An 18,573-nucleotide genomic window follows, 5' to 3' on the forward strand; every position below is an offset into this window, starting at 1 on the left:
CTAGAGTCTGACAGGTGAACTCCGAAGCCAAGAAATTCGCCGGTGTGGACGGCGCGAAAGGCGCGTGGGTGGTCGCGGTTCTGGCCGAGACGACGTTGACGTGGACCGCGTGCGCGTCGGTGACGGAGGTGCTCGAGGTGACACGGGACTGCGCTCGGGTGGGCGTCGACATGCCGCTGTCGTTGCCCGAGCAGGGCTATCGCGTCAGCGAACTGGAGGCGAAGGCGTTCCTGGGCCCGGCACGCAGCTCGATATTTCACACACCTGTCGTCGACGTACTCGACGCCGCGTCGTACGACCAGGCGTGCTCGATCTCGCGGGCGATCACCGGCAAAGCGATCAGCAAGCAGACGTGGCACATCCTGCCGTCCGTGAAGGCGTGGCGGGATGCGGACTTCGATCGGGACAGGTACGTCGAGGTACATCCCGAATGCTCGTTCCGGGCCATGTCACCGAAAACGGTCTTCTCGTCGAAGAAGAGCGGCCGTGGTGTCGGACAACGGCTGGCCGCCCTGATGCGATGGAGCGAACACGCCGACCTGGCCGATCTACCACCCGGACCCGCCGTCGACGACTTCCTCGATGCGGCCGCAGCGGCGTGGTCGGCGCGACGCTTCCACCTCGGCGAGCATCTGACGTTCGGCACCGCGGACGGCAAGGATCGAATCGTGGCCTAGCGCCCCCGTGCGTGAAATCTATACTCCTACTACGAGTTCCACGCACGAGGGGAAGCGCGATCAGTCGAACTGCGGGTCCTCGTTGCGGCTGCGCTTGAGCTCGAAGAAGTGCGGGTACGACGCGAAGATCACCGATGCGTCCCACAGTTTGCCTGCCTCTTCGCCACGTGGGATTCGGGACAGCACAGGGCCGAAGAAGGCCACGCCGTTGACGTGGATGGTCGGGGTGCCGACATCGGGTCCGACCTTGTCCATGCCTGCGTGATGGCTGGTCCGCAGGTCCTCGTCGTGGTCGGTGCTCTCGGCGGCCTTCGCCAGGTCACCGGGCAGGTCCAGTTCCGCCAACGACTCCGCGATCACGACGTCGAAATCCTTGTTGCCCTCGTTGTGAATTCGCGTTCCCATGGCCGCGTACAACGGGTCGAGGATTTCGTCACCCTTCAGCTTGGCTGCGGCGATCGCAACGCGAACCGGACCCCAGGCCTTCTTCATCATCGCGGCGTACTCCTCGGGCAGATCGCGGCCCTCGTTGAGTACTGCCAGGCTCATGACGTGGAAGTTCACATCGATGTCTCGCACCTGCTGCACTTCGAGAATCCACCGCGAGGTGATCCAACACCACGGGCACAGTGGGTCGAACCAAAAATCCGCAGTGTCTTTCTGTCCTGAACCGGCCACTGTCCTACTCCTTGGAAGTCGAGGTCAACATCTCTTCACTGCGTAACAACCGCCCACCGCGCAGACATTCCACACGGCCCGTCGGCCAGCGCGGGGTACGCGTGACGTGATGGGATGGACGGCACTATCCATAACTACACGAAGAGGTGTCGACTGAAGTGGTTGCTCCCAACCTGACGCGTGACCAAGCCTCCGAACGTTCGGCGATCATCGGGGAAACGAAGTACGCGATCGTTCTCGATCTCACCGACGGCGAGGGCAATCCGGGCGAGAAGACTTTCCGCTCGCTCACCACCATCACGTTCGCGGCCACCGCCGGGGCGTCGACTTTCGTGGACATCATCGCGAGCACGATCCGCTCCGCGACGCTCAACGGCACCGGTCTCGATACCGCGAACTACGACGAGTCGACGGGCCTGGCGCTCGAGAATCTGGCCGAGCACAACGAGCTCGTCATCGACGCCGACTGCGTGTACTCGCACACCGGAGAAGGTCTGCACCGCTTCGTCGACCCGTCCGACGATTCGGTCTACCTGTACTCGCAGTTCGAGACCGCCGATGCCAAGCGCATGTTCGCCTGCTTCGATCAGCCCGATCTCAAGGCCACCTTCGATGTGAAGGTCACCGCGCCGGAGAGCTGGGCCGTCATCTCCAATGCTGCGCACGCCGCCGAGCCTGCAGCGGGCGAGCACGTGTTCGACACGACCCCGTCGATGAGCACCTACCTCGTCGCGCTGATCGCCGGGCCGTACTCGGAGTGGACCGACTCGTACACCGACGACCACGGCACCATTCCCCTCGGAATCTATTGCCGCGCATCGCTTGCCGAGCACATGGACGCGGAGCGCCTGTTCACCGAGACCAAGCAGGGCTTCGGTTTCTACCACGAGAACTTCGGCACTCCCTATGCCTTCGGAAAGTACGACCAGCTGTTCGTGCCCGAGTTCAATGCCGGCGCGATGGAGAATGCCGGTGCCGTCACGTACCTCGAGGACTACGTCTTCCGGTCCAAGGTGACACGCGCCTCGTACGAGCGGCGCGCCGAGACCGTGCTGCACGAGATGGCACACATGTGGTTCGGCGACCTGGTGACCATGACGTGGTGGGACGACCTGTGGCTGAACGAGTCGTTCGCGACGTTCGCTTCGGTGCTGTGCCAATCCGAGGCAACCGAGTACACCAACGCGTGGACCACCTTCGCCAACGTCGAGAAGGCCTGGGCGTACCGCCAGGACCAGCTGCCGTCGACGCATCCCATCGCCGCCGACATTCCCGATCTCGCGGCCGTGGAGGTCAACTTCGACGGCATCACCTACGCCAAGGGCGCCAGTGTGCTCAAGCAACTGGTGGCGTACGTCGGTAAGGAGGACTTCCTCGCCGGCTTGCGGGCGTATTTCGTCGATCACGCCTTCGGCAACGCTACGTTCTCGGATCTCCTTGCTGCACTGGAGAAGTCGTCGGGACGCGATCTGTCCGATTGGGGCACCCAGTGGCTGCGCACCACCGGCCTGAACACCCTGAGCCCGGATTTCGACGTCGACGCCGACGGCAAGTTCACCCGCTTCTCGGTGCTGCAGACCGGTGCGGCCCCGGGTGCGGGCGAGCATCGCGTACACCGCATCGCGGTCGGCATCTACGACGACGTCGACGGCAAGCTGGTGCGCACCGACCGCGTCGAACTCGACCTCGATGCCGCCGAATCGACGACTGTCGACGCGCTGGTGGGTGTCTCGCGCGGCAAGCTCGTTCTGGTCAACGACGACGACCTTACGTACTGCGCGGTGCGTCTCGACCCGGATTCACTCGAGGTCCTGCTTTCCCGAATCGGCGACATCGCCGAACCACTCCCCCGCACCCTTGCGTGGTCGGCGGCCTGGGAAATGACTCGATCCGCCGAGATGAAAGCGCGAGACTTCGTTGCCCTCGTCCAGCGCGGAATCGGCGGTGAGACGGAAGTGGGTGTGGTGCAACGTCTTCTGCTTCAAGCGCAGACCGCCATCACCAGCTACGCCGATCCGGCGTGGGCAGCCGAACACGGTACCCCCGAGTTCGCCGACGCTCTGCTCGAGCTGGCCCGCGGGGCCGAGGCAGGCTCGGATCACCAGTTGGCCTTCGTCAACGCCCTCACCGGCATCGAACTCGGCGATCGCCACATCGACGTGCTCAAGGCTCTGCTCGACGGTGACATCGACGGCCAGGGTCTGTCCGGTCTGGGAGTCGACACCGATCTGCGGTGGCGCATCGTCACTGCCCTGGCCGGTGCCGGGGCGATCGACGCCGACGGCCTGGACTCGCCGGTGATCGACGCCGAGGCGGGCAGGGACAACACTGCCGCCGGAGCCCGGTCGGCTGCGGCGGCACGTGCCGCACGCCCGAGCGCGGAGGTCAAGGAGCAGGCCTGGACGACAGTCGTCGACGACGACGCAGTTCCCAACATCACGGCGCGCTCGATCATCGGCGGCTTCGCCGGCCCAGGTCAGGGCGAGCTGCTCGAACCCTACGTCGCCCGCTACTTCGACGCTGTCGAAGGTGTCTGGGCGCGCCGTTCGAGCGAGGTCGCGCAGACCGTGGTGATCGGGCTGTATCCGTCCTGGTCGATCAGTGAGCAGTCGCTGGCCGCCGCGGACGGGTTCCTGGACGGTGATCTGCCGCCCGCCCTTCGGCGATTGGTGATCGAGGGACGGGCCGGCGTAGTCCGGGCTCTCGCTGCGCGGGAGTTCGACGCGAGCTGATCTGGACGGCACAGACGACGAGGGCCGGTTGCCCACCGCGAGGTGGACAACCGGCCCTCGTCGTGGAAGCGCGGTTTGGAGGTGGAGAGTTACGGGCTGAGGATGGACGCGGTCATCACCCGGACGGCCGTGACCAGACCGTCGATGAGATTGCCGTCGCGGAACGGACCGAGCGCGGCGGTGACACCCAACTGTGCAACCCGGTCGGTCGCACGGTTGGACACTCGCCTGCCGGTGCGGATCTCGAGAGCATGCCGATTGGGGTCGACGGCGATCAGGACCGAACGGATGGCATCGGGTGTACCGGGGAACACCGAATCCGCACCCGCAGCGGGATCGACGCCGAGATCACCGATGTAGACGTTGAACCGGATCTTGGTCTGTCGAATCGCCTGCGTGAGTGCATCGTCGAGTGCAACCAGGTCCTGCGTCGCGAACGGCAGGTGCTCGGGATTGGTCGTCCCGAATTCGTGAGCAGCCGAGATGCGGCCGCTCGCGGTGAGGGCAGCACCCACGGGCAGGTCTTCTTCTCTGACGTCACTGCGGACGAGTTCACCACTTGCCACTTGCGGAACCTCCGATCGAGTCGGCTGTGTCGGCACCGTGCGAACCATGACCTCCGAAAGGAGTCACCTCGTCCGTAGCAGTCCACAGCAATGGCTCGCGCGTCCACTCGTCCGTCAGTCGGTAGGGCGGAACGTCCATACCGGGCTGCTTGTCGGTCAAGTAGGACAACGCGCCGAGGAGTCCGATCACCGCAACCGGAATCACCCCGAATATCAGCGTGGTCTCAAAAATGCTCACAGGGTGTGACGTTAGTCGACAATTGCGCGTCGGACCACGTCGGGGCCGGTGTTGTGACCGAAAAGTGCAGGCGCGCCCGAGTCAGGCAGCGCCCTCACCGAGGTACGCGAGCCAACTGGGATCCAGCTCCTTCGTCGTCGCCAACAGTCGCCAGTGCGGACCCTTCGGCGGCACCAACTGGGCGCGCAACGTCCAGCCGATCTCGCTGAGCAGTTTGTCCGCCTTGCGATGGTTGCACGAGGCGCAGCAGGCGACACAGTTCTCCCACGAGTGGCCACCTCCGCGGCTACGCGGAACCACGTGGTCGACGGTCTCGGCCTTGCTTCCGCAGTATGCGCACCGGAACCGATCGCGGTGCATCAGCGCCTGTCGTGTCATGGGTACCCGGGCTCGATACGGAACACGGACGAACGTCCGCAGTCTGATCACCGACGGCACCTGCACAGAGCGGTCGGCCGACCGGATGAACGGCCCCTCCGGATCGTCGTGCACCACGTCGGCCTTCCCACAAACGAGAAGAACCACCGCCCGGCGCATCGGAAGCGCGGTCAGTGGTTCGAATGTGGCATTGAGGAGCAGCACACGGCGCTTGACCCACGCCGGTACGGCGTCGTCGCCCGTGGCACTGTGGGCCGTCGGCACCACACGCAGCGGAGAAGCCCCCGAGGCCGTCTCACGCTGGTCGTGCGTGGTGCGGCCCTCAGTGGGCGGGAGTTGTCGATGGCGGTGTTGCGAGTTCTTCATGCGTTGCTCCAGAAACAGTCGGCGCCCGCGCATGGCTTGCGTGGAACACGAGTCACAGTGGAACACGAATGCACCCTCCTCGCACAGCCTTTTTCCCGGCATTTTCTGTTGCCGATCGGTGAACATCTCGCATCCTCGCGTTCACGAACGACGAACGACGGCTCCATGCGCTGCGTGACTGGCAAGATTTCTGCGTCTCCGTAGACTTTTCGGGTGTCTGTATCAACCTTCCTGTCCGCATCGTCCCTCTCCGAACCGTCGCTGTTGCGAGATCTCGACACCCGAGCGTTCGAGCTGACGGAGACCGGACGCGACTGGTTGGTCGATCGTCCGCTGCAGATTCTCGGCTATCTGGCCCTCGCCATCGTGTTACGCCTCGTTCTGCACAGAATGATCGCCCGCTTCACCCGCAACGAGGTCGGCAAGTCTCCGATGCTGCTACGACCGCTCCGCGACCGATCGTCGAGCACCGTCCAAGGCGCGATTCTCAACGAACGTCGGAAACAACGGGCCAACACGATCGGCTCGGTGCTCAAGTCGGCAGTGTCGGTCATGATCCTGACCTGGTTCCTGCTCTCGGTTCTCGATGTCATCGGCATCAACGTCGCACCGTTCATCGCGTCCGCGGGGATCGTCGGCGTAGCCCTCGGCTTCGGTGCCCAGAACCTGGTACGAGACTTCCTGTCCGGCATCTTCATGCTGCTGGAGGATCAATACGGAGTGGGCGATGTCGTCGACCTCGGCGAGGCCACCGGAACCGTCGAGAGCGTGGGTCTACGTGTGACGACGATCAGAGATATCAACGGCACGGTCTGGTACTGCCGTAACGGCGAAGTACTGCGTGTGGGGAACATGAGCCAGGGCTTCGCGGTGGCGGTTCTGGATCTGCCCGTCTCGCACACCGCGAACATCGAAGAAGCCTGCGAGGTGGCCGAACGCACCACTCTGGAGTCGGTGAAGTCCGGCGACTTCGAGAACGACATTCTCGAACCACCCGAAATGCTCGGAGTCAACGGTGTCAGCGCCGACACCGTCACCATCCGCATCACGATCAAGACGCGGCCAGGACGCCAATGGGCCGTCCAGCGCCGCATTCACAAGGACATCCTCGAGGCCTTCGTCGACGCCGGCATCAAGGCACCCTATGCACTGGGACGCCCGGGTGGGGTCGCAGCCGAGCCCGGCTCCTGAGGGACAATGGTCGGTAGCGACGCCGACCGGAGCCCGCCGACGACCCCAGAAGAGAGAGTGTGATGACCGAACCGCAGCAGACGTTCTACGACGCGGTAGGCGGTGCCGAGACGTTCCGGTCACTCACGGCGAAGTTCTACGAGGAAGTCGCCAAGGACGAGATAGTGCGGCCGTTGTACCCCGAGGAGGATCTGGCACCGGCCGAACGGCGGATGCGGATGTTTCTCGAGCAGTACTGGGGCGGGCCGCGAACCTACTCCGACGAGCGCGGCCATCCTCGACTTCGCATGCGCCACAACCCGTTTCGGATCGGACCGATGGAGCGAGACGCGTGGCTGCGCTGCATGCACATCGCGATCGCGTCGATCGCCCCCGAGGTCATGGACTCCGCACACCGAGCCCAGTTGATCGACTACATGGAGATGGCCGCCAATTCGATGATGAACTCGGCGATCTGACGGCCCCGACAGCGCAGCGGGCTACAGCGATCCGACGCGCTGCGGGCTCTTGCCGCCGACGGCGACCTTGAGCTTGCCCACCCGCGCGCGAACGGAGCCGGCCACCTTGAGCGCGAAGCTCATGGGAGCGGGTAGGTGCTGGCGCAGGATGGCGTGCTTGCGTACGTAGCTCTCCACGTGCCACTCCGACCAGGTGCCCGCACGGAACAGTGCGGCATCGCCGGGAAGCAGGGTGCGCGGTGCGTGATCCTCACTCGAGACGGTCACCGAACCGTCCATGATGTGCACGATCTCGTCGACGGCGAAGTACCACCGGAAGCGTCCTGCCGTGCAGTCCCACACGTTGGTGGTGGTGGTGCCGTCGATGCTCTTCGACCACTCGGCGAGGCGAGCCTGCGGGCTTCCTTCGAGAATCCAGGTCGGCTCGATGGGGCTGTCATCGAGCGCGATATCGCCGAGTCGTACGGCTTCGATGGTCGAAGTGATCATGGTTTCCGTCGCGTCCTCACCGTCGGGCGCGGCTTCCGCCGCTACTGGTTCCAGGAGCAGAACATACAACACTTTCCCAACGAACCGGCACGAGTCGGTCATGTGAATGAGCACAAAGCTTTACTGTTCGTTGACGTACGAGGTTGCCTCCTGTCATGCCCCAACGCCCCTGAATCGTTCCGTGGCCGATCGTTTGGCACTATTGCCCCTTGTGACCGATCCGATCGAAAGCTCCGAGCTGTTGTGGTGGCAGGACGCCGTCTTCTACCAGATCTATCCCCGCTCGTTCGCGGACTCCAACGGTGACGGCATCGGTGACCTCGACGGAATTCGCGACAAGCTCGGCTACCTGGAGCTGCTGGGAATCGACGCAGTCTGGATCGGACCCATCACCCGGTCGCCCATGGCCGATCACGGGTACGACGTGTCGGATCCCCGTGACATCGACCCCCTGTTCGGCAACCTGGAGATCTTCGACGCATTGGTCGACGAAGCTCATGCGCGCGACATAAAGGTCACGATGGACCTGGTGCCCAATCACACCAGCAGCGAGCACCCGTGGTTCCGATCTGCCCTGACCGCGGCCCGCGGTAGTGCCGAGCGTGCCCGCTACATCTTTCGAGACGGACGTGGTGACGACGGTGCGCAGCCGCCGAACAACTGGCCGAGCATCTTCGGTGGCCCGGCCTGGACCCGGATCACCGAGCCCGACGGATCCCCCGGCCAGTGGTACCTGCACATCTTCGCGCCCGAGCAGCCGGATCTGAACTGGAACAACCCGGAGGTGTTCGACGACTTCGCGCGCACCCTGAGATTCTGGCTTTCCCGCGGCGTCGACGGCTTCCGGCTCGATGTGGCACACGGTATGGCCAAACCCGTCGACCTGGCCGACATGAGTCTCGAACTCAACGCGTTGATGAAGAACGACGACGACGATCCCCGGTTCAACAATCCTCGGGTCCACGACCTGCATCGACGCATCAGAGCCGTCATGGACGAATTCCCCGAAGCGGTGACCGTGGGCGAGATCTGGGTGCAGGACAACGTGCGCTTCTCCGAGTACATCAGGCCCGACGAGTTGCACCTGGGTTTCAACTTCCGGCTGGCCAGTGTCGATTTCGACGCCGCAACCATCCGCGATGCCATCTCCAATTCCGTTGCCGCAGTAGAACTGGTCGACGGAACTCCGACGTGGACGCTGTCGAATCACGACGTCGAGCGTGAGGTCACCCGGTACGGCGGTGGGGACCTCGGTCGGGCGCGTTCGCGCGCCATGATCCTCGTCGAATTAGCCCTTCCCGGAACGATTTTCGTGTACAACGGTGCCGAACTGGGGCTGCCGAACGTACAACTGCCCGACAGTGCGTTGCAGGACCCGGTGTGGGAGCGATCCGGGCACGCCGAGCGTGGCCGCGACGGCTGCCGAGTGCCGATGCCGTGGGAGGGGCACACACCACCGTTCGGGTTCTCCTCCACCGATCGAACCTGGTTGCCGATGCCGCCCGAATGGGACGGGTACACCGCCGAGGCGCAACTCGAAGACGTCGATTCGATGCTGAGCCTCTATCGGACGGCGTTCGAGCTGCGGGCTCTACGTCCGGAATTCACCGGTAGCGGAGTCGACTGGTACGGATCTCCTCCCGGCTGCCTGGCATTTCGTCGACGCGGTGGCCTGATCTGCGCCTTGAACGCGTCGGACGAGTCGATCCCGCTGCCTCCCGGCGAGTTACTGCTGGCCAGTGCGCCGTTGGTGGACGGCAGGCTTCCGGCGAACGCCGCTGCGTGGCTCGTCTAACGCTCGACGGTGAGCGACAACTGTTGTCCCGCGCGACGAGCGAAGACGGAGCCGTAGCGGGCATCGAGACGTAGCCAGACCTTCGACACCCGCACACGAACCACCTCGTCGGGCGCGATCCGATCCGGGTCGACGTCGACGGTCAACGGGTCGCTGCCACTGTGCGGCACGAAACCCATTGCGGTCAAAGCGAATACCGTCCGCATCGAGATCGAGACGTCGTCGTTCTCGCCCGCGACGTGCAGAACCTCCTGTTCGAGCAACGAACTCGGCGGGCCGTGACTGCTGCCGTGCTCCTTGGCCAGTGCCACGCCGCGTTGCGCGAGCCCCACGAGCACCCGGGCCGGCACATCGTCGAGATGGCCGAAGCCGCCGTCCGGTGGCAGGGCTCCGCGCCAGGCGGAATCCATCGAAAATCCCGGGTCGATCACGCCGTCGGTCGCCTGCTGCACAGCCGCGACCAACACGTCGGCACCGGCACTGGTGTCGTCGGGCACCACGGTGCCGGTGATGACCCGAGCCGCGAGAGCATCGAAACCCGTTGCAGCCCAGCAGGACACACCTCCGCCCGCTCGGGTCCGCATACGGATCACCGCAGCTTCGTCCAAACGCAGCGCCCTGGTGCAGAACGTCGCCAGGTTCTCCCGCTCGACCGCATCGGGAACGGTCAGTACGCGCTCATACACGCTGCCAGCTCACGAGAAACTCACGCTCTTCGGGAGTGAGCCGGCGCAGCCGCTGCGCATCGATGTCGAACGCCGCAATCTGCGTCGAGGCCACCACGGCCGCGGGAGTGTCCAACGACGCTCCCCGGGCTCGTACCTCGTATCCGACGACGAAGTCCACCGCCCGCACCGCGTCGATCCACATGAACACATCGAGGGGCCCGTCCTCGTGCCGGAGCTGGCCTCGATACTTCACGTGCAGATCCGCGATCACCGCGCCGTGGCGCAGGTTCGCCGTCGGCCTCCCGTCCACCAACAGCCAGGGAATGCGTGCCTCTTCGAGCAGAGTGACCATCCGGGCATGGTTGATGTGTTGATACACATCCATATCCGACCACCGCACGTCCACGGTGGCATGAAAGCCCACTCGCTCGGTTTCAGGTCGCTTGTCGGACAGATGGGCGTCGGGCACACTCACGTGGTCGTTTCCTCTTCTCGGTCGAGTATCGGCGGTATCGCCCGTGGCGATGTGGTGCTGAAGGTCAGGGCACCATGTTGCGGACCTGTCGGGCAGCGACCGACAGGGTGGCCAGGTCGAGGGTTCCCGACTCGGCGATTTCGGTCAACGCCGCACGAGACCTCGCCAGACGAGACGAGTTGGTCGACTCCCATTCGGCGATCTTCTCCGCAACCGACTCGTCCGGCTCGCCGCCCGCAAGCACGGCCTGCGTGATTCCCCGCAACGAGGAATACAGATCGTCGCGAAGAGCCAAGCGCGCCAACGAATGCCAGCGGTCTCCGCGGGCCAGCTTGGACACCGCGGTGAGCAACCAGTCGATACCGATGTGCGCATCGAGCGCGAAGTAGAGCTCGGCGACCTCGGCTCCGTCCCGGTCGACGATGTCGGCGATATCGATGATGTCGAGTAGGCAGTACACATCGAGCAAGCCGTAGATCCGGCGCGCCAGCTCGGCCGGCGCGCCGCGTTCGATCGCCGCAGCCGAGCGGGAGTCCAGGTCGCTGGCTTGATGCCCGGAGATCCACCTGGACACCGACGGTTGCAGTGCCCGCACCTGACCGGCGTACCGACTGATCTCGGCACCGACGGCCAGCGGCTGCGGACGGTTGGCCAGCAGCCAGCGCGAGACACGGTCGAGCATGCGACGCGACTCGAGCAACAGTTCGGCCGAGACCGCAGTCGGCACGTCCGCGGCCCTGATCGAGTTCCACACCTCGTCGAGTCCGAATATCTCGGTGGCGGCGGCGAAGGCACGGATGGCGTCGGTGCCTGCCGCACCCGAATCCTCGGTCAGTCGGTAGGGGAACGTGATGCCACCGCAGTCGATGGCCTCGTTGGCCAGCGTCGTGGCCACCAGCTGCCGCCGGAGAGGATGCGTGGTGATAGCGGCGGCATACGGCTCTCGCAGCGGCTCGGGGAAATACTTGGGCAGCCGCGGAGCGAAGACGTCACTGTCGGGCAGTTCACTGTCGAGCAGTTCCGCCTCCAACGCCAGCTTCACGTGAGCCATCAACGTCGCGAGTTCCGGCGAGGTCAGCCCGCGGCCGTCCTGCTTGCGACGCCGTAGATCCGCCTCGGTCGGTAGCGCCTCCAGCTCGCGGTCGAGACCTCGGCGCACTTCCAGATCCTCGATCACCCGACTGTGCACGGTGACCAGGCTCGGTGCGTCGAACCTGGAGGTGCCGAGCAGTTCGTTCTGCATGATGTTGTCCCACAACACCAGCCGGCCCACCTCGTCGGTCATGGACGCGAGCAGCTCGTCCCGATCCTCGCGCGCGAGGTTGCCGTTGGTGATGGCCGTCTCCAACAGGATCTTGATGTTGACCTCGTGATCGGAGCAGTCGACACCCGCGGAGTTGTCGACGGCATCGGTGTTGATCTTGCCTCCGGCAGCGGCGTATTCGATGCGGCCCAGTGCGGTGGCTCCGAGGTTGCCGCCCTCCCCCACCACGGCGGCGCGCACGTCGATTCCGTCGACCCTCACCGTGTCGTTGGCCTTGTCACCGACCTCGGCATTGGTTTCGGTGGACGCCTTGATGTACGTACCGATTCCGCCGTTCCACAGTAGATCGGCCGGGGCCCGAAGGATCGCGTTCACCAGCTCCGGCGGTGACAGCGCGACCACGGAATCCCCCAGCCCGAGGGCGGCGCGCGCCGCCGCACTGATCGGGACCGACTTGCGCGTCCGCTCCCACACGCCGCCGCCCGCACTGATGAGCGAGGTGTCGTAGTCCGCCCACGACGACCGCGGCAGTGCGAACAACCGCTCCCGTTCGGCGAACGAGGACTCACGCTCGGGGTCGGGGTCGAGAAAGATGTGCCGGTGATCGAACGCGGCGAGCAGGCGAATGTGCCGGCTGAGCAACATGCCGTTGCCGAACACGTCCCCGCTCATGTCGCCGACGCCGACGACTGTGAAATCCTGGCTCTGCGTGTCGATTCCGAGCTCACGGAAGTGGCGTTTGACGCTCTCCCACGCACCCTTGGCGGTGATGCCCATGGCTTTGTGGTCGTAGCCGGCCGAACCACCGGACGCGAAGGCGTCGCCGAGCCAGAAACCGTATTTCGCGGCAACGTCGTTGGCCATGTCCGAGAAGGTCGCGGTGCCCTTGTCGGCGGCAACGACGAGATAGGTGTCGTCTCCGTCGCGGCGCACGACTCCGGTGGGAACCGTCACCGTTCCGGTAGCGCGGTCGAGATTGTCGGTGATGTCGAGCAGCCCGGCGATGAACAGGCGGTAGCAGGCCTTGCCTTCCTCGGCGTGGGCCTGGCGATCTCGATCGGCGTCACCGGTCACGGCAGGGGGCCGCTTGACGACGAATCCGCCCTTGGCTCCGACCGGCACGATGACGGCGTTCTTGACCATCTGGGCTTTGGCGAGTCCGAGGATTTCGGTCCGGAAGTCCTCACGTCGATCCGACCAGCGCAGTCCGCCGCGGGCAACGGCTCCGAATCGCAGGTGCACACCTTCGACGCGGGGCGAGTACACGAATATCTCGAACTTCGGCTTCGGCTTGGGCAATTCGGCGATCGATTGCGGATCGAACTTGAGCGAGAGGTACTCCGGATGCTCGCCGTCGACCCCCACCACGAAGTAGTTGGTGCGCAAGGTCGCGCGGATCAGCTCGAACATGCTGCGGAGAATTCGGTCGGCGTCGAGACTGACGACCTCGTCGATCAGTTCACCCAGCTGGGTACCGATCGACTGCGCGTTCTCCTCCGAACTCGCCTCGGGATCGAACTGCGCCTCGAACAACCCGACGAGCAGCCGCGCAGTGCGCGGGTGTGTCAGCAGCACACCCTCGATGTTGAACTGACTGTAGGGAAAACCGGCCTGGCGCAAGTACTTCGCGTACGCGCGTAACACCACTGCCTGCCGCCAGTGCAGGCCGGCGCGCATGACCAGCTCGTTGAACCGGTCGGCCTCCGCCTCGCCGCTCCACACTGCCGCGAACGCATCGGTGAATCGGTGCTGCACTCGACTCTCGCGATCGGCGGTGCCCGCCTCGGACAACTCCGCGTCGATGTCACCGTCGATTGCCGAACGCAGCATCTCGCGTGAGGCCGAGAGCCCGAAATCGTAGATCCAGCACGACATTCCGTCCGGCCGCACCACAGGGTACGGCCGTTCGTCGTCGACCTCGACGCCGAGACTCTGCAGGATGGGCAACACCTGCGACAGCGAGACACCCGCGCCGCCGATGTACAACGAGAACCGCCAGCTACCCACGGCCGACTGCTCGTTGCGGTAGAGCTGCATGTCGATCGACTCGTCGCCGAGCCCTTCGAGGCGAGCGATGTCGGTCACGGCCCGAGCCGGACTGAAGTCCTGCTTGTAGGCCTCGGGGAACGCCTCTGTGTAGCGCTGAATCCGCAGCGGGTCCACGGTGCGGTCCAGCGAGACCGCGTCGCCGAGGGAGTCCTCCCAGGTTCTGGTGGTCTCGGTGAGAGCCGCCTCGATCCGGGTGATGTCCTCGGCGGCCAGCTCCGTCGATGCCGTTCCCGGCGTCCGGCGGACGGTCACGTGCAGCAGCGCCAGGTCCGATTCCGTCACGCGCGCCGTGTAGTCGAGAGAAGTGCCGCCGAGCTCCCGGAGCAGCCGATCCTGAATGGCCAGCCGAACACGGGTGGTGTAGCGATCTCGCGGCAGATACACCAGGGCGGAGACGAAGGACCCGCCGGCATCGGGCCGCACGAACAGCTTGACCTTGCGCCGACGGCCCAGTGCCAGAACAGCACTCGCGGTCTCGAAAAGCCAGGCCGCCGAGGTGGCGAACAGTTCCGAGCGCGGCATCGACTGCAGCACTTCGAGCATCGCCTGACCCGAGAACGACCCGAGATCATGACCGGCCCGGGCGATCACCGAGCGCACCCGACGCTCGATCACCGGAATGTCGAGCACGTTCTCGTGCAGCGCGGTCACGGTGAAGACGCCGACGAAACGGTGTTCGGCGGAGTTCTCGGCGTCCAGAACACTGACGAAGTAGGGGTAGACGGCGCGGTGCACCGTCGCCGGACTCGCTCCCTGCGTCAGGGCGACCAGGTCGCGCTGACCGAGCGGCTCCGAACCGTGCACGTCGTGGGCCGCGTCGCGCAACACACCGAGGCTGCTCGACTCGTCCCCGGTGGCCGTCCGTGCACCGTCGACGCCGCCGAGCCGGTACCGGCGGTAGCCGAGGAGCGTGTAGTGACCGTCGCCGAGCCAGCGCAGCAACGCGGCTGCGTCGCGATGTTCGACGGCAGTGTCGGACTCCGCATCACCGGCCCGCTCGGCCGCACCGTCGAGCAGATCGGCGACCTCGGCCTGTACCCGACGCATGCGCTCGGTGTCGCCGACGACCTGACGCACGTCGGCCAACACCCGGCTCGCCTCCGGCTCCACGCGGGCGAGGGCCTCCGCGGACGTGGACGGATGCAGTTGGACGTGAATCCAGGATTCGCGTCGACCGTCGGCGCTCAGACCCGTCAGCTCGCCGTCCGCGTCGCGGGCGACCGACAGAATGGGATGGACCACGTCGGTGTACTCGATGCCGAGTCGGGACAGCAGCGAGATGACCGACTCGACGAGGAGCGGCATGTCGTCGGTGACGATCTGCAGATAGCTGCCCGCGGCCTGATGGGCGGCCGAACTCGACTCGCTGGGGCGGTGCACCGCTACGTTCGCGGTCTCGGGCAGCCGCTGAGCGGCCAACCGGACGTGCCGGTGAAAGGACGTGGTGTCGGGAGTGTGCGCGGACGCTCCGACGGCCGTCGTGTCCACGTGCTCGAAGTATTCGGTACGCAGTGTCGCCAGCTCGGCCAGGAGTCGGTCGTCGAGGCCGTCGGCCCAGTCGTTGTCGGGCAGGTCCAGCGAGCGTGGCATGGTGTTCGAGTACTCCCTCGTGAGGATTTTCCCGACGCCCGCCGATCGCCGGTCGTCGATGACTCCTCGACCTTAGTGTCGAACACCCTTTTACCGCAGTGACCTCGCTGAGCCGGCGCGTGGCGAACTACTTCGCGACGAGATACTCCACCAGAAGGTTCCTCTCGTCCTCCGACAAAGGACGAGAGGAAGACGTCGCGAGATCGAAGGCAACCATCAGTGCTTCGGCATCCGCGCAGACTTTTCCGTCCCGGTCGGTCACCACGTGCCGGACGCCGTACGAGGTGGTCCCGATGCGGGTGATCCACAGCTCGATCGTCAGCGGACCCGAGTCGTCGAGAATCGGATGCAGAAAATCGGTGGTGAGTTTCCGCACCACCGCTGCGCCGCGCACACCCGGCCCTCCGAAGACCGCGTTCAGGAACTGAACGCGGCCCTCCTGGAGGTATTCGACGAACCGGGTGTTGTTGACGTGGCCGAGACGGTCGGAATCACCCCACCGCACCTGAAGTGTGCAGGTGAAGGTGTTCGCCGGCATGTCAGTCTCTGGTCAGCTTTCGGTGCGTGACGCGATGCGGGCGAGCCGCGTCGGGTCCGAGGCGTTCGACCTTGTTGGCCTCGTAGCCCTCGAAGTTGCCCTCGTACCAGTACCAGGCGGCTTCGTTGTCGCCGAAGCCACCTTCCCACGCCAGGATGTGCGTGCAGGTGCGGTCCAGGAACCACCGGTCGTGGGAGATGACCACGGCGCAGCCCGGGAATTCCTCGAGAGCGTTCTCGAGAGATCCGAGCGTTTCGACGTCGAGGTCGTTGGTCGGTTCGTCGAGCAGGATCAGGTTGCCGCCCTGCTTGAGCGTCATCGCCAGGTTCAGACGGTTCCGCTCACCACCGGAGAGCACTCCGGCAGGCTTCTGCTGATCGTGGCCCTTGAACCCGAACGAGCTGATGTACGCACGCGACGGGAACTCCGAGCTGCCGACGGTGATGAAGTCCAGACCGTCGGAGACCGTCTCCCACACCGTCTTCTTCGAGTCGATGCCCGAGCGGTTCTGGTCGACGTAGCTCAGCTTGACGGTCTGACCGATCTTGACCTCGCCGCCGTCCGGCTCCTCGAGCCCGACGATGGTCTTGAACAGCGTCGTCTTACCGACGCCGTTGGGGCCGATGACGCCGACGATGCCGTTGCGGGGCAACGTGAACGAGAGATCCTTGATCAGCACGCGGCCGTCGAAGCCCTTGTCCAGGCTCTTGACCTCGACCACGACGTCGCCGAGGCGCGGCGGGTTGGGGATCTGGATCTCGTCGAAGTCGAGCTTCCTGGTCTTCTCGGCCTCGGCCACCATCTCGTCGTAGCGAGCCAGACGAGACTTGCTCTTGGCCTGACGTGCCTTGGCACCGGAACGAACCCAGGCGAGCTCGTCCTTGAGGCGCTTCTGCAGCTTCTGGTCCTTCTTGCCCGAGACCTCGAGACGTTCGGCCTTCTTCTCCAGGTACGTGGAGTAGTTGCCCTCGTACGGGTACAGGTGTCCGCGGTCGACCTCGGCGATCCACTGCGCGACGTGGTCGAGGAAGTACCGGTCGTGAGTGACGGCGAGAATAGCGCCTGCGTATGCGGCCAGGTGCTGCTCGAGCCATAGCACACTCTCGGCGTCGAGGTGGTTGGTGGGCTCGTCGAGCAGCAGCAGGTCGGGCTTGCTCAGCAGCAGCTTGCACAGCGCCACGCGGCGCTTCTCACCACCGGAGAGGTTGGTGACCGGCGACTCGGGCGGCGGGCAGCGCAGCGCGTCCATGGCCTGTTCGAGCTGGGAGTCGATCTCCCAGGCATCGGCGTGGTCGAGCTTTTCCTGCAGCTCGCCCATCTCTTCCATCAGCTCGTCGGAGTAGTCGGTTGCCATCAACTCGGCGATCTCGTTGTACCGCTTGAGCTGGACCATCGTCTCGCCGAGACCGTCCTCGACGTTCTCGCGAACGGTCTTGGTGTCGTCGAGGACCGGTTCCTGCATGAGGATGCCGACCGAGGCACCGGGAGCGAGGAACGCCTCACCGTTTCCGGGCTGATCGATTCCCGCCATGATCTTGAGGATGCTGGACTTACCGGCGCCGTTGGGGCCGACGACGCCGATCTTCGCTCCTGGATAGAAGCTCATCGTCACGTCGTCGAGGATGACTTTGTCGCCGTGCGCCTTGCGCACCTTCTTCATGGTGTAAATGAATTCAGCCATGACGCCCAGCTTATCGGTGCGAGTGGGTCTCCGGCACCACCGCCCGAGCGCGCAGCCGCCGCCCGCGCTCGATCGAGGTTCCGATGCAGCGCGGACGGCGGATGCCGGGAGACCGTCAAGCCGGAACGGACTCGCGCACGTCGTCCTCGATGCGATCGTGGTCCCGATCCTCGTCCACAGGTTCGGTAGCTCCAGGATCGCCGTCCGTCGCAGCCTCGGGTGCCACCGCTTTCGTCCGATGGATCGAAACGTTGCAGCGCGCGAGATCCGGTCCGACGGCGCTGGCCCGCATCTCCAGATCGGCGCGTTCGACCCCGTCGCGGTTGGTGTACTCGTTGGTCCGCAGCTGCCCGTAGGCAATGATCGGGTCGCCTTTCATCAGCGATGCTCCGACGCCGCGCACGAGGCGACGCCAGCACGTGACCGTCAGGTAGAGGGTTCCGCCGTCGGTCCACTCGCCGGTGTTGCGATCCTGACGTCGGGCGTTGCTGGCCATCCGGAAGCTGAGGACCTCGTCGCCGGTGGGTGTGGAGCGCTTGACGGGATTGGTGATGACCGTTCCGACAACTGCGCACTGTGCTTCGTACATGGTGTGTTCCCCCTCGATCGATGTCGCGTGGTTGCGATCGAGATCGACACTGCTACGCGGAAGACGTCCGTGGTGAACGAGTCGGCGAAATGTGGACAACCGGCCGGCCTGTGGATGAAGCACCCGAATCGGGGCCCGTGCGACCCGAGAA

Annotated in this window: 16 protein-coding genes and 1 pseudogene; 5 read left to right on the top strand and 12 right to left on the bottom strand. The window is 65.0% G+C overall.

The genetic code is table 11. The features are described from left to right. Positions 1-14: 14 nt before the first annotated feature. Complete coding sequence (locus R3P95_RS15150; RefSeq protein WP_317548695.1) at positions 15-677, top strand: DUF429 domain-containing protein; 663 nt, start codon at positions 15-17, stop codon at positions 675-677. A gap of 60 nt (positions 678-737) precedes the next feature. Here R3P95_RS15150 and R3P95_RS15155 read toward each other — a convergent pair whose 3' ends face one another. After that, the gene (locus R3P95_RS15155; RefSeq protein ID WP_068052542.1) at positions 738-1,355 is read right to left on the bottom strand and encodes a mycothiol-dependent nitroreductase Rv2466c family protein; all 618 of its coding nucleotides are present in this window, start codon (positions 1,353-1,355) and stop codon (positions 738-740) included. 158 nt (positions 1,356-1,513) lie between these two features. Between R3P95_RS15155 and pepN the strand changes: the two genes are divergently transcribed. Next, complete coding sequence (gene pepN / locus R3P95_RS15160; RefSeq protein WP_317548696.1) at positions 1,514-4,087, top strand: aminopeptidase N; 2,574 nt, start codon at positions 1,514-1,516, stop codon at positions 4,085-4,087. A gap of 89 nt (positions 4,088-4,176) precedes the next feature. Here the strand turns inward: pepN and R3P95_RS15165 are convergent, their stop codons facing one another. From R3P95_RS15165 to R3P95_RS15175, 3 genes are all read right to left on the bottom strand, one after another. Further along, positions 4,177-4,653: a DUF5130 family protein gene (locus R3P95_RS15165; protein WP_149406254.1), complete on the bottom strand. Its 477-nt coding sequence runs from the start codon at positions 4,651-4,653 to the stop codon at positions 4,177-4,179. Beyond that, positions 4,640-4,891, bottom strand: a complete 252-nt coding sequence (gene ctaJ, locus R3P95_RS15170; protein ID WP_068052560.1) for an aa3-type cytochrome oxidase subunit CtaJ — start codon at positions 4,889-4,891, stop codon at positions 4,640-4,642. Before ctaJ ends, R3P95_RS15165 begins: the two co-directional genes overlap by 14 nt. 81 nt (positions 4,892-4,972) lie before the next feature. Next, positions 4,973-5,635: an HNH endonuclease gene (locus R3P95_RS15175; RefSeq protein WP_176460278.1), complete on the bottom strand. Its 663-nt coding sequence runs from the start codon at positions 5,633-5,635 to the stop codon at positions 4,973-4,975. A 231-nt stretch (positions 5,636-5,866) separates the two neighbouring features. Between R3P95_RS15175 and R3P95_RS15180 the strand changes: the two genes are divergently transcribed. Both R3P95_RS15180 and R3P95_RS15185 read left to right on the top strand, forming a co-directional pair. Beyond that, entirely contained in the window at positions 5,867-6,826 is a 960-nt protein-coding gene (locus R3P95_RS15180; RefSeq protein ID WP_317548780.1) for a mechanosensitive ion channel family protein, read from the top strand. A 62-nt stretch (positions 6,827-6,888) separates the two neighbouring features. Then, positions 6,889-7,284, top strand: a complete 396-nt coding sequence (locus R3P95_RS15185) for a globin (RefSeq protein WP_094640235.1) — start codon at positions 6,889-6,891, stop codon at positions 7,282-7,284. A 21-nt stretch (positions 7,285-7,305) separates the two neighbouring features. Here R3P95_RS15185 and R3P95_RS15190 read toward each other — a convergent pair whose 3' ends face one another. Further along, on the bottom strand, positions 7,306-7,773 hold the full coding sequence (locus R3P95_RS15190; protein WP_283347840.1) for a cupin domain-containing protein: 468 nt from the start codon (positions 7,771-7,773) through the stop codon (positions 7,306-7,308). Between the two features lie 211 nt (positions 7,774-7,984). Here R3P95_RS15190 and R3P95_RS15195 point away from each other — a divergent pair, with 211 nt between their 5' ends. Then, the gene (locus R3P95_RS15195) at positions 7,985-9,568 is read left to right on the top strand and encodes a glycoside hydrolase family 13 protein (protein WP_317548697.1); all 1,584 of its coding nucleotides are present in this window, start codon (positions 7,985-7,987) and stop codon (positions 9,566-9,568) included. Here the strand turns inward: R3P95_RS15195 and R3P95_RS15200 are convergent. The 7 genes and pseudogenes from R3P95_RS15200 to R3P95_RS15225 form a co-directional block, all read right to left on the bottom strand. After that, on the bottom strand, positions 9,565-10,254 hold the full coding sequence (locus R3P95_RS15200; RefSeq protein WP_068052569.1) for a hypothetical protein: 690 nt from the start codon (positions 10,252-10,254) through the stop codon (positions 9,565-9,567). The genes R3P95_RS15195 and R3P95_RS15200 overlap by 4 nt on opposite strands. Further along, the gene (locus tag R3P95_RS15205) at positions 10,247-10,711 is read right to left on the bottom strand and encodes an acyl-CoA thioesterase (RefSeq protein WP_068052572.1); all 465 of its coding nucleotides are present in this window, start codon (positions 10,709-10,711) and stop codon (positions 10,247-10,249) included. The genes R3P95_RS15200 and R3P95_RS15205 overlap by 8 nt, the downstream gene beginning before the upstream one ends. A 64-nt stretch (positions 10,712-10,775) precedes the next feature. After that, positions 10,776-15,071 (bottom strand): NAD-glutamate dehydrogenase, encoded by a 4,296-nt coding sequence (locus R3P95_RS15210; RefSeq protein ID WP_394855429.1) that lies wholly within the window; start codon positions 15,069-15,071, stop codon positions 10,776-10,778. 33 nt (positions 15,072-15,104) lie between these two features. Beyond that, positions 15,105-15,614, bottom strand: a pseudogene (locus R3P95_RS26170) (NAD-glutamate dehydrogenase); the annotation flags it as partial. Positions 15,615-15,741: 127 nt separating this feature from the next. After that, entirely contained in the window at positions 15,742-16,152 is a 411-nt protein-coding gene (locus R3P95_RS15215; RefSeq protein WP_317548701.1) for an acyl-CoA thioesterase, read from the bottom strand. Between the two features lies 1 nt (position 16,153). Continuing rightward, positions 16,154-17,833 carry an energy-dependent translational throttle protein EttA gene (gene ettA / locus R3P95_RS15220; protein WP_032402531.1) on the bottom strand — a complete coding sequence of 560 codons (1,680 nt, stop codon included), beginning with the start codon at positions 17,831-17,833 and terminating at the stop codon, positions 16,154-16,156. 115 nt (positions 17,834-17,948) lie between these two features. Continuing rightward, positions 17,949-18,422, bottom strand: a complete 474-nt coding sequence (locus R3P95_RS15225; RefSeq protein ID WP_269593755.1) for a single-stranded DNA-binding protein — start codon at positions 18,420-18,422, stop codon at positions 17,949-17,951. Positions 18,423-18,573: the final 151 nt, after the last annotated feature.

It is taken from the genome of Rhodococcus cercidiphylli, assembly GCF_033042225.1.
Classification (GTDB): Bacteria; Actinomycetota; Actinomycetes; order Mycobacteriales; family Mycobacteriaceae; genus Rhodococcoides.

What these genes read in the sequence shown, in the direction of transcription:
- R3P95_RS15175 (WP_176460278.1), bottom strand. Translation starts at nt 5,635, where the DNA reads ATGAAGAACTCGCAACACCGCCATCGACAACTCCCGCCCACTGAGGGC.
- R3P95_RS15185 (WP_094640235.1), top strand. Translation starts at nt 6,889, where the DNA reads ATGACCGAACCGCAGCAGACGTTCTACGACGCGGTAGGCGGTGCCGAG.
- R3P95_RS15190 (WP_283347840.1), bottom strand. Translation starts at nt 7,773, where the DNA reads ATGATCACTTCGACCATCGAAGCCGTACGACTCGGCGATATCGCGCTC.
- R3P95_RS15210 (WP_394855429.1), bottom strand. Translation starts at nt 15,071, where the DNA reads ATGCGTCGGGTACAGGCCGAGGTCGCCGATCTGCTCGACGGTGCGGCC.
- R3P95_RS15215 (WP_317548701.1), bottom strand. Translation starts at nt 16,152, where the DNA reads ATGCCGGCGAACACCTTCACCTGCACACTTCAGGTGCGGTGGGGTGAT.
- ettA (WP_032402531.1), bottom strand. Translation starts at nt 17,833, where the DNA reads ATGGCTGAATTCATTTACACCATGAAGAAGGTGCGCAAGGCGCACGGC.
- R3P95_RS15225 (WP_269593755.1), bottom strand. Translation starts at nt 18,422, where the DNA reads ATGTACGAAGCACAGTGCGCAGTTGTCGGAACGGTCATCACCAATCCC.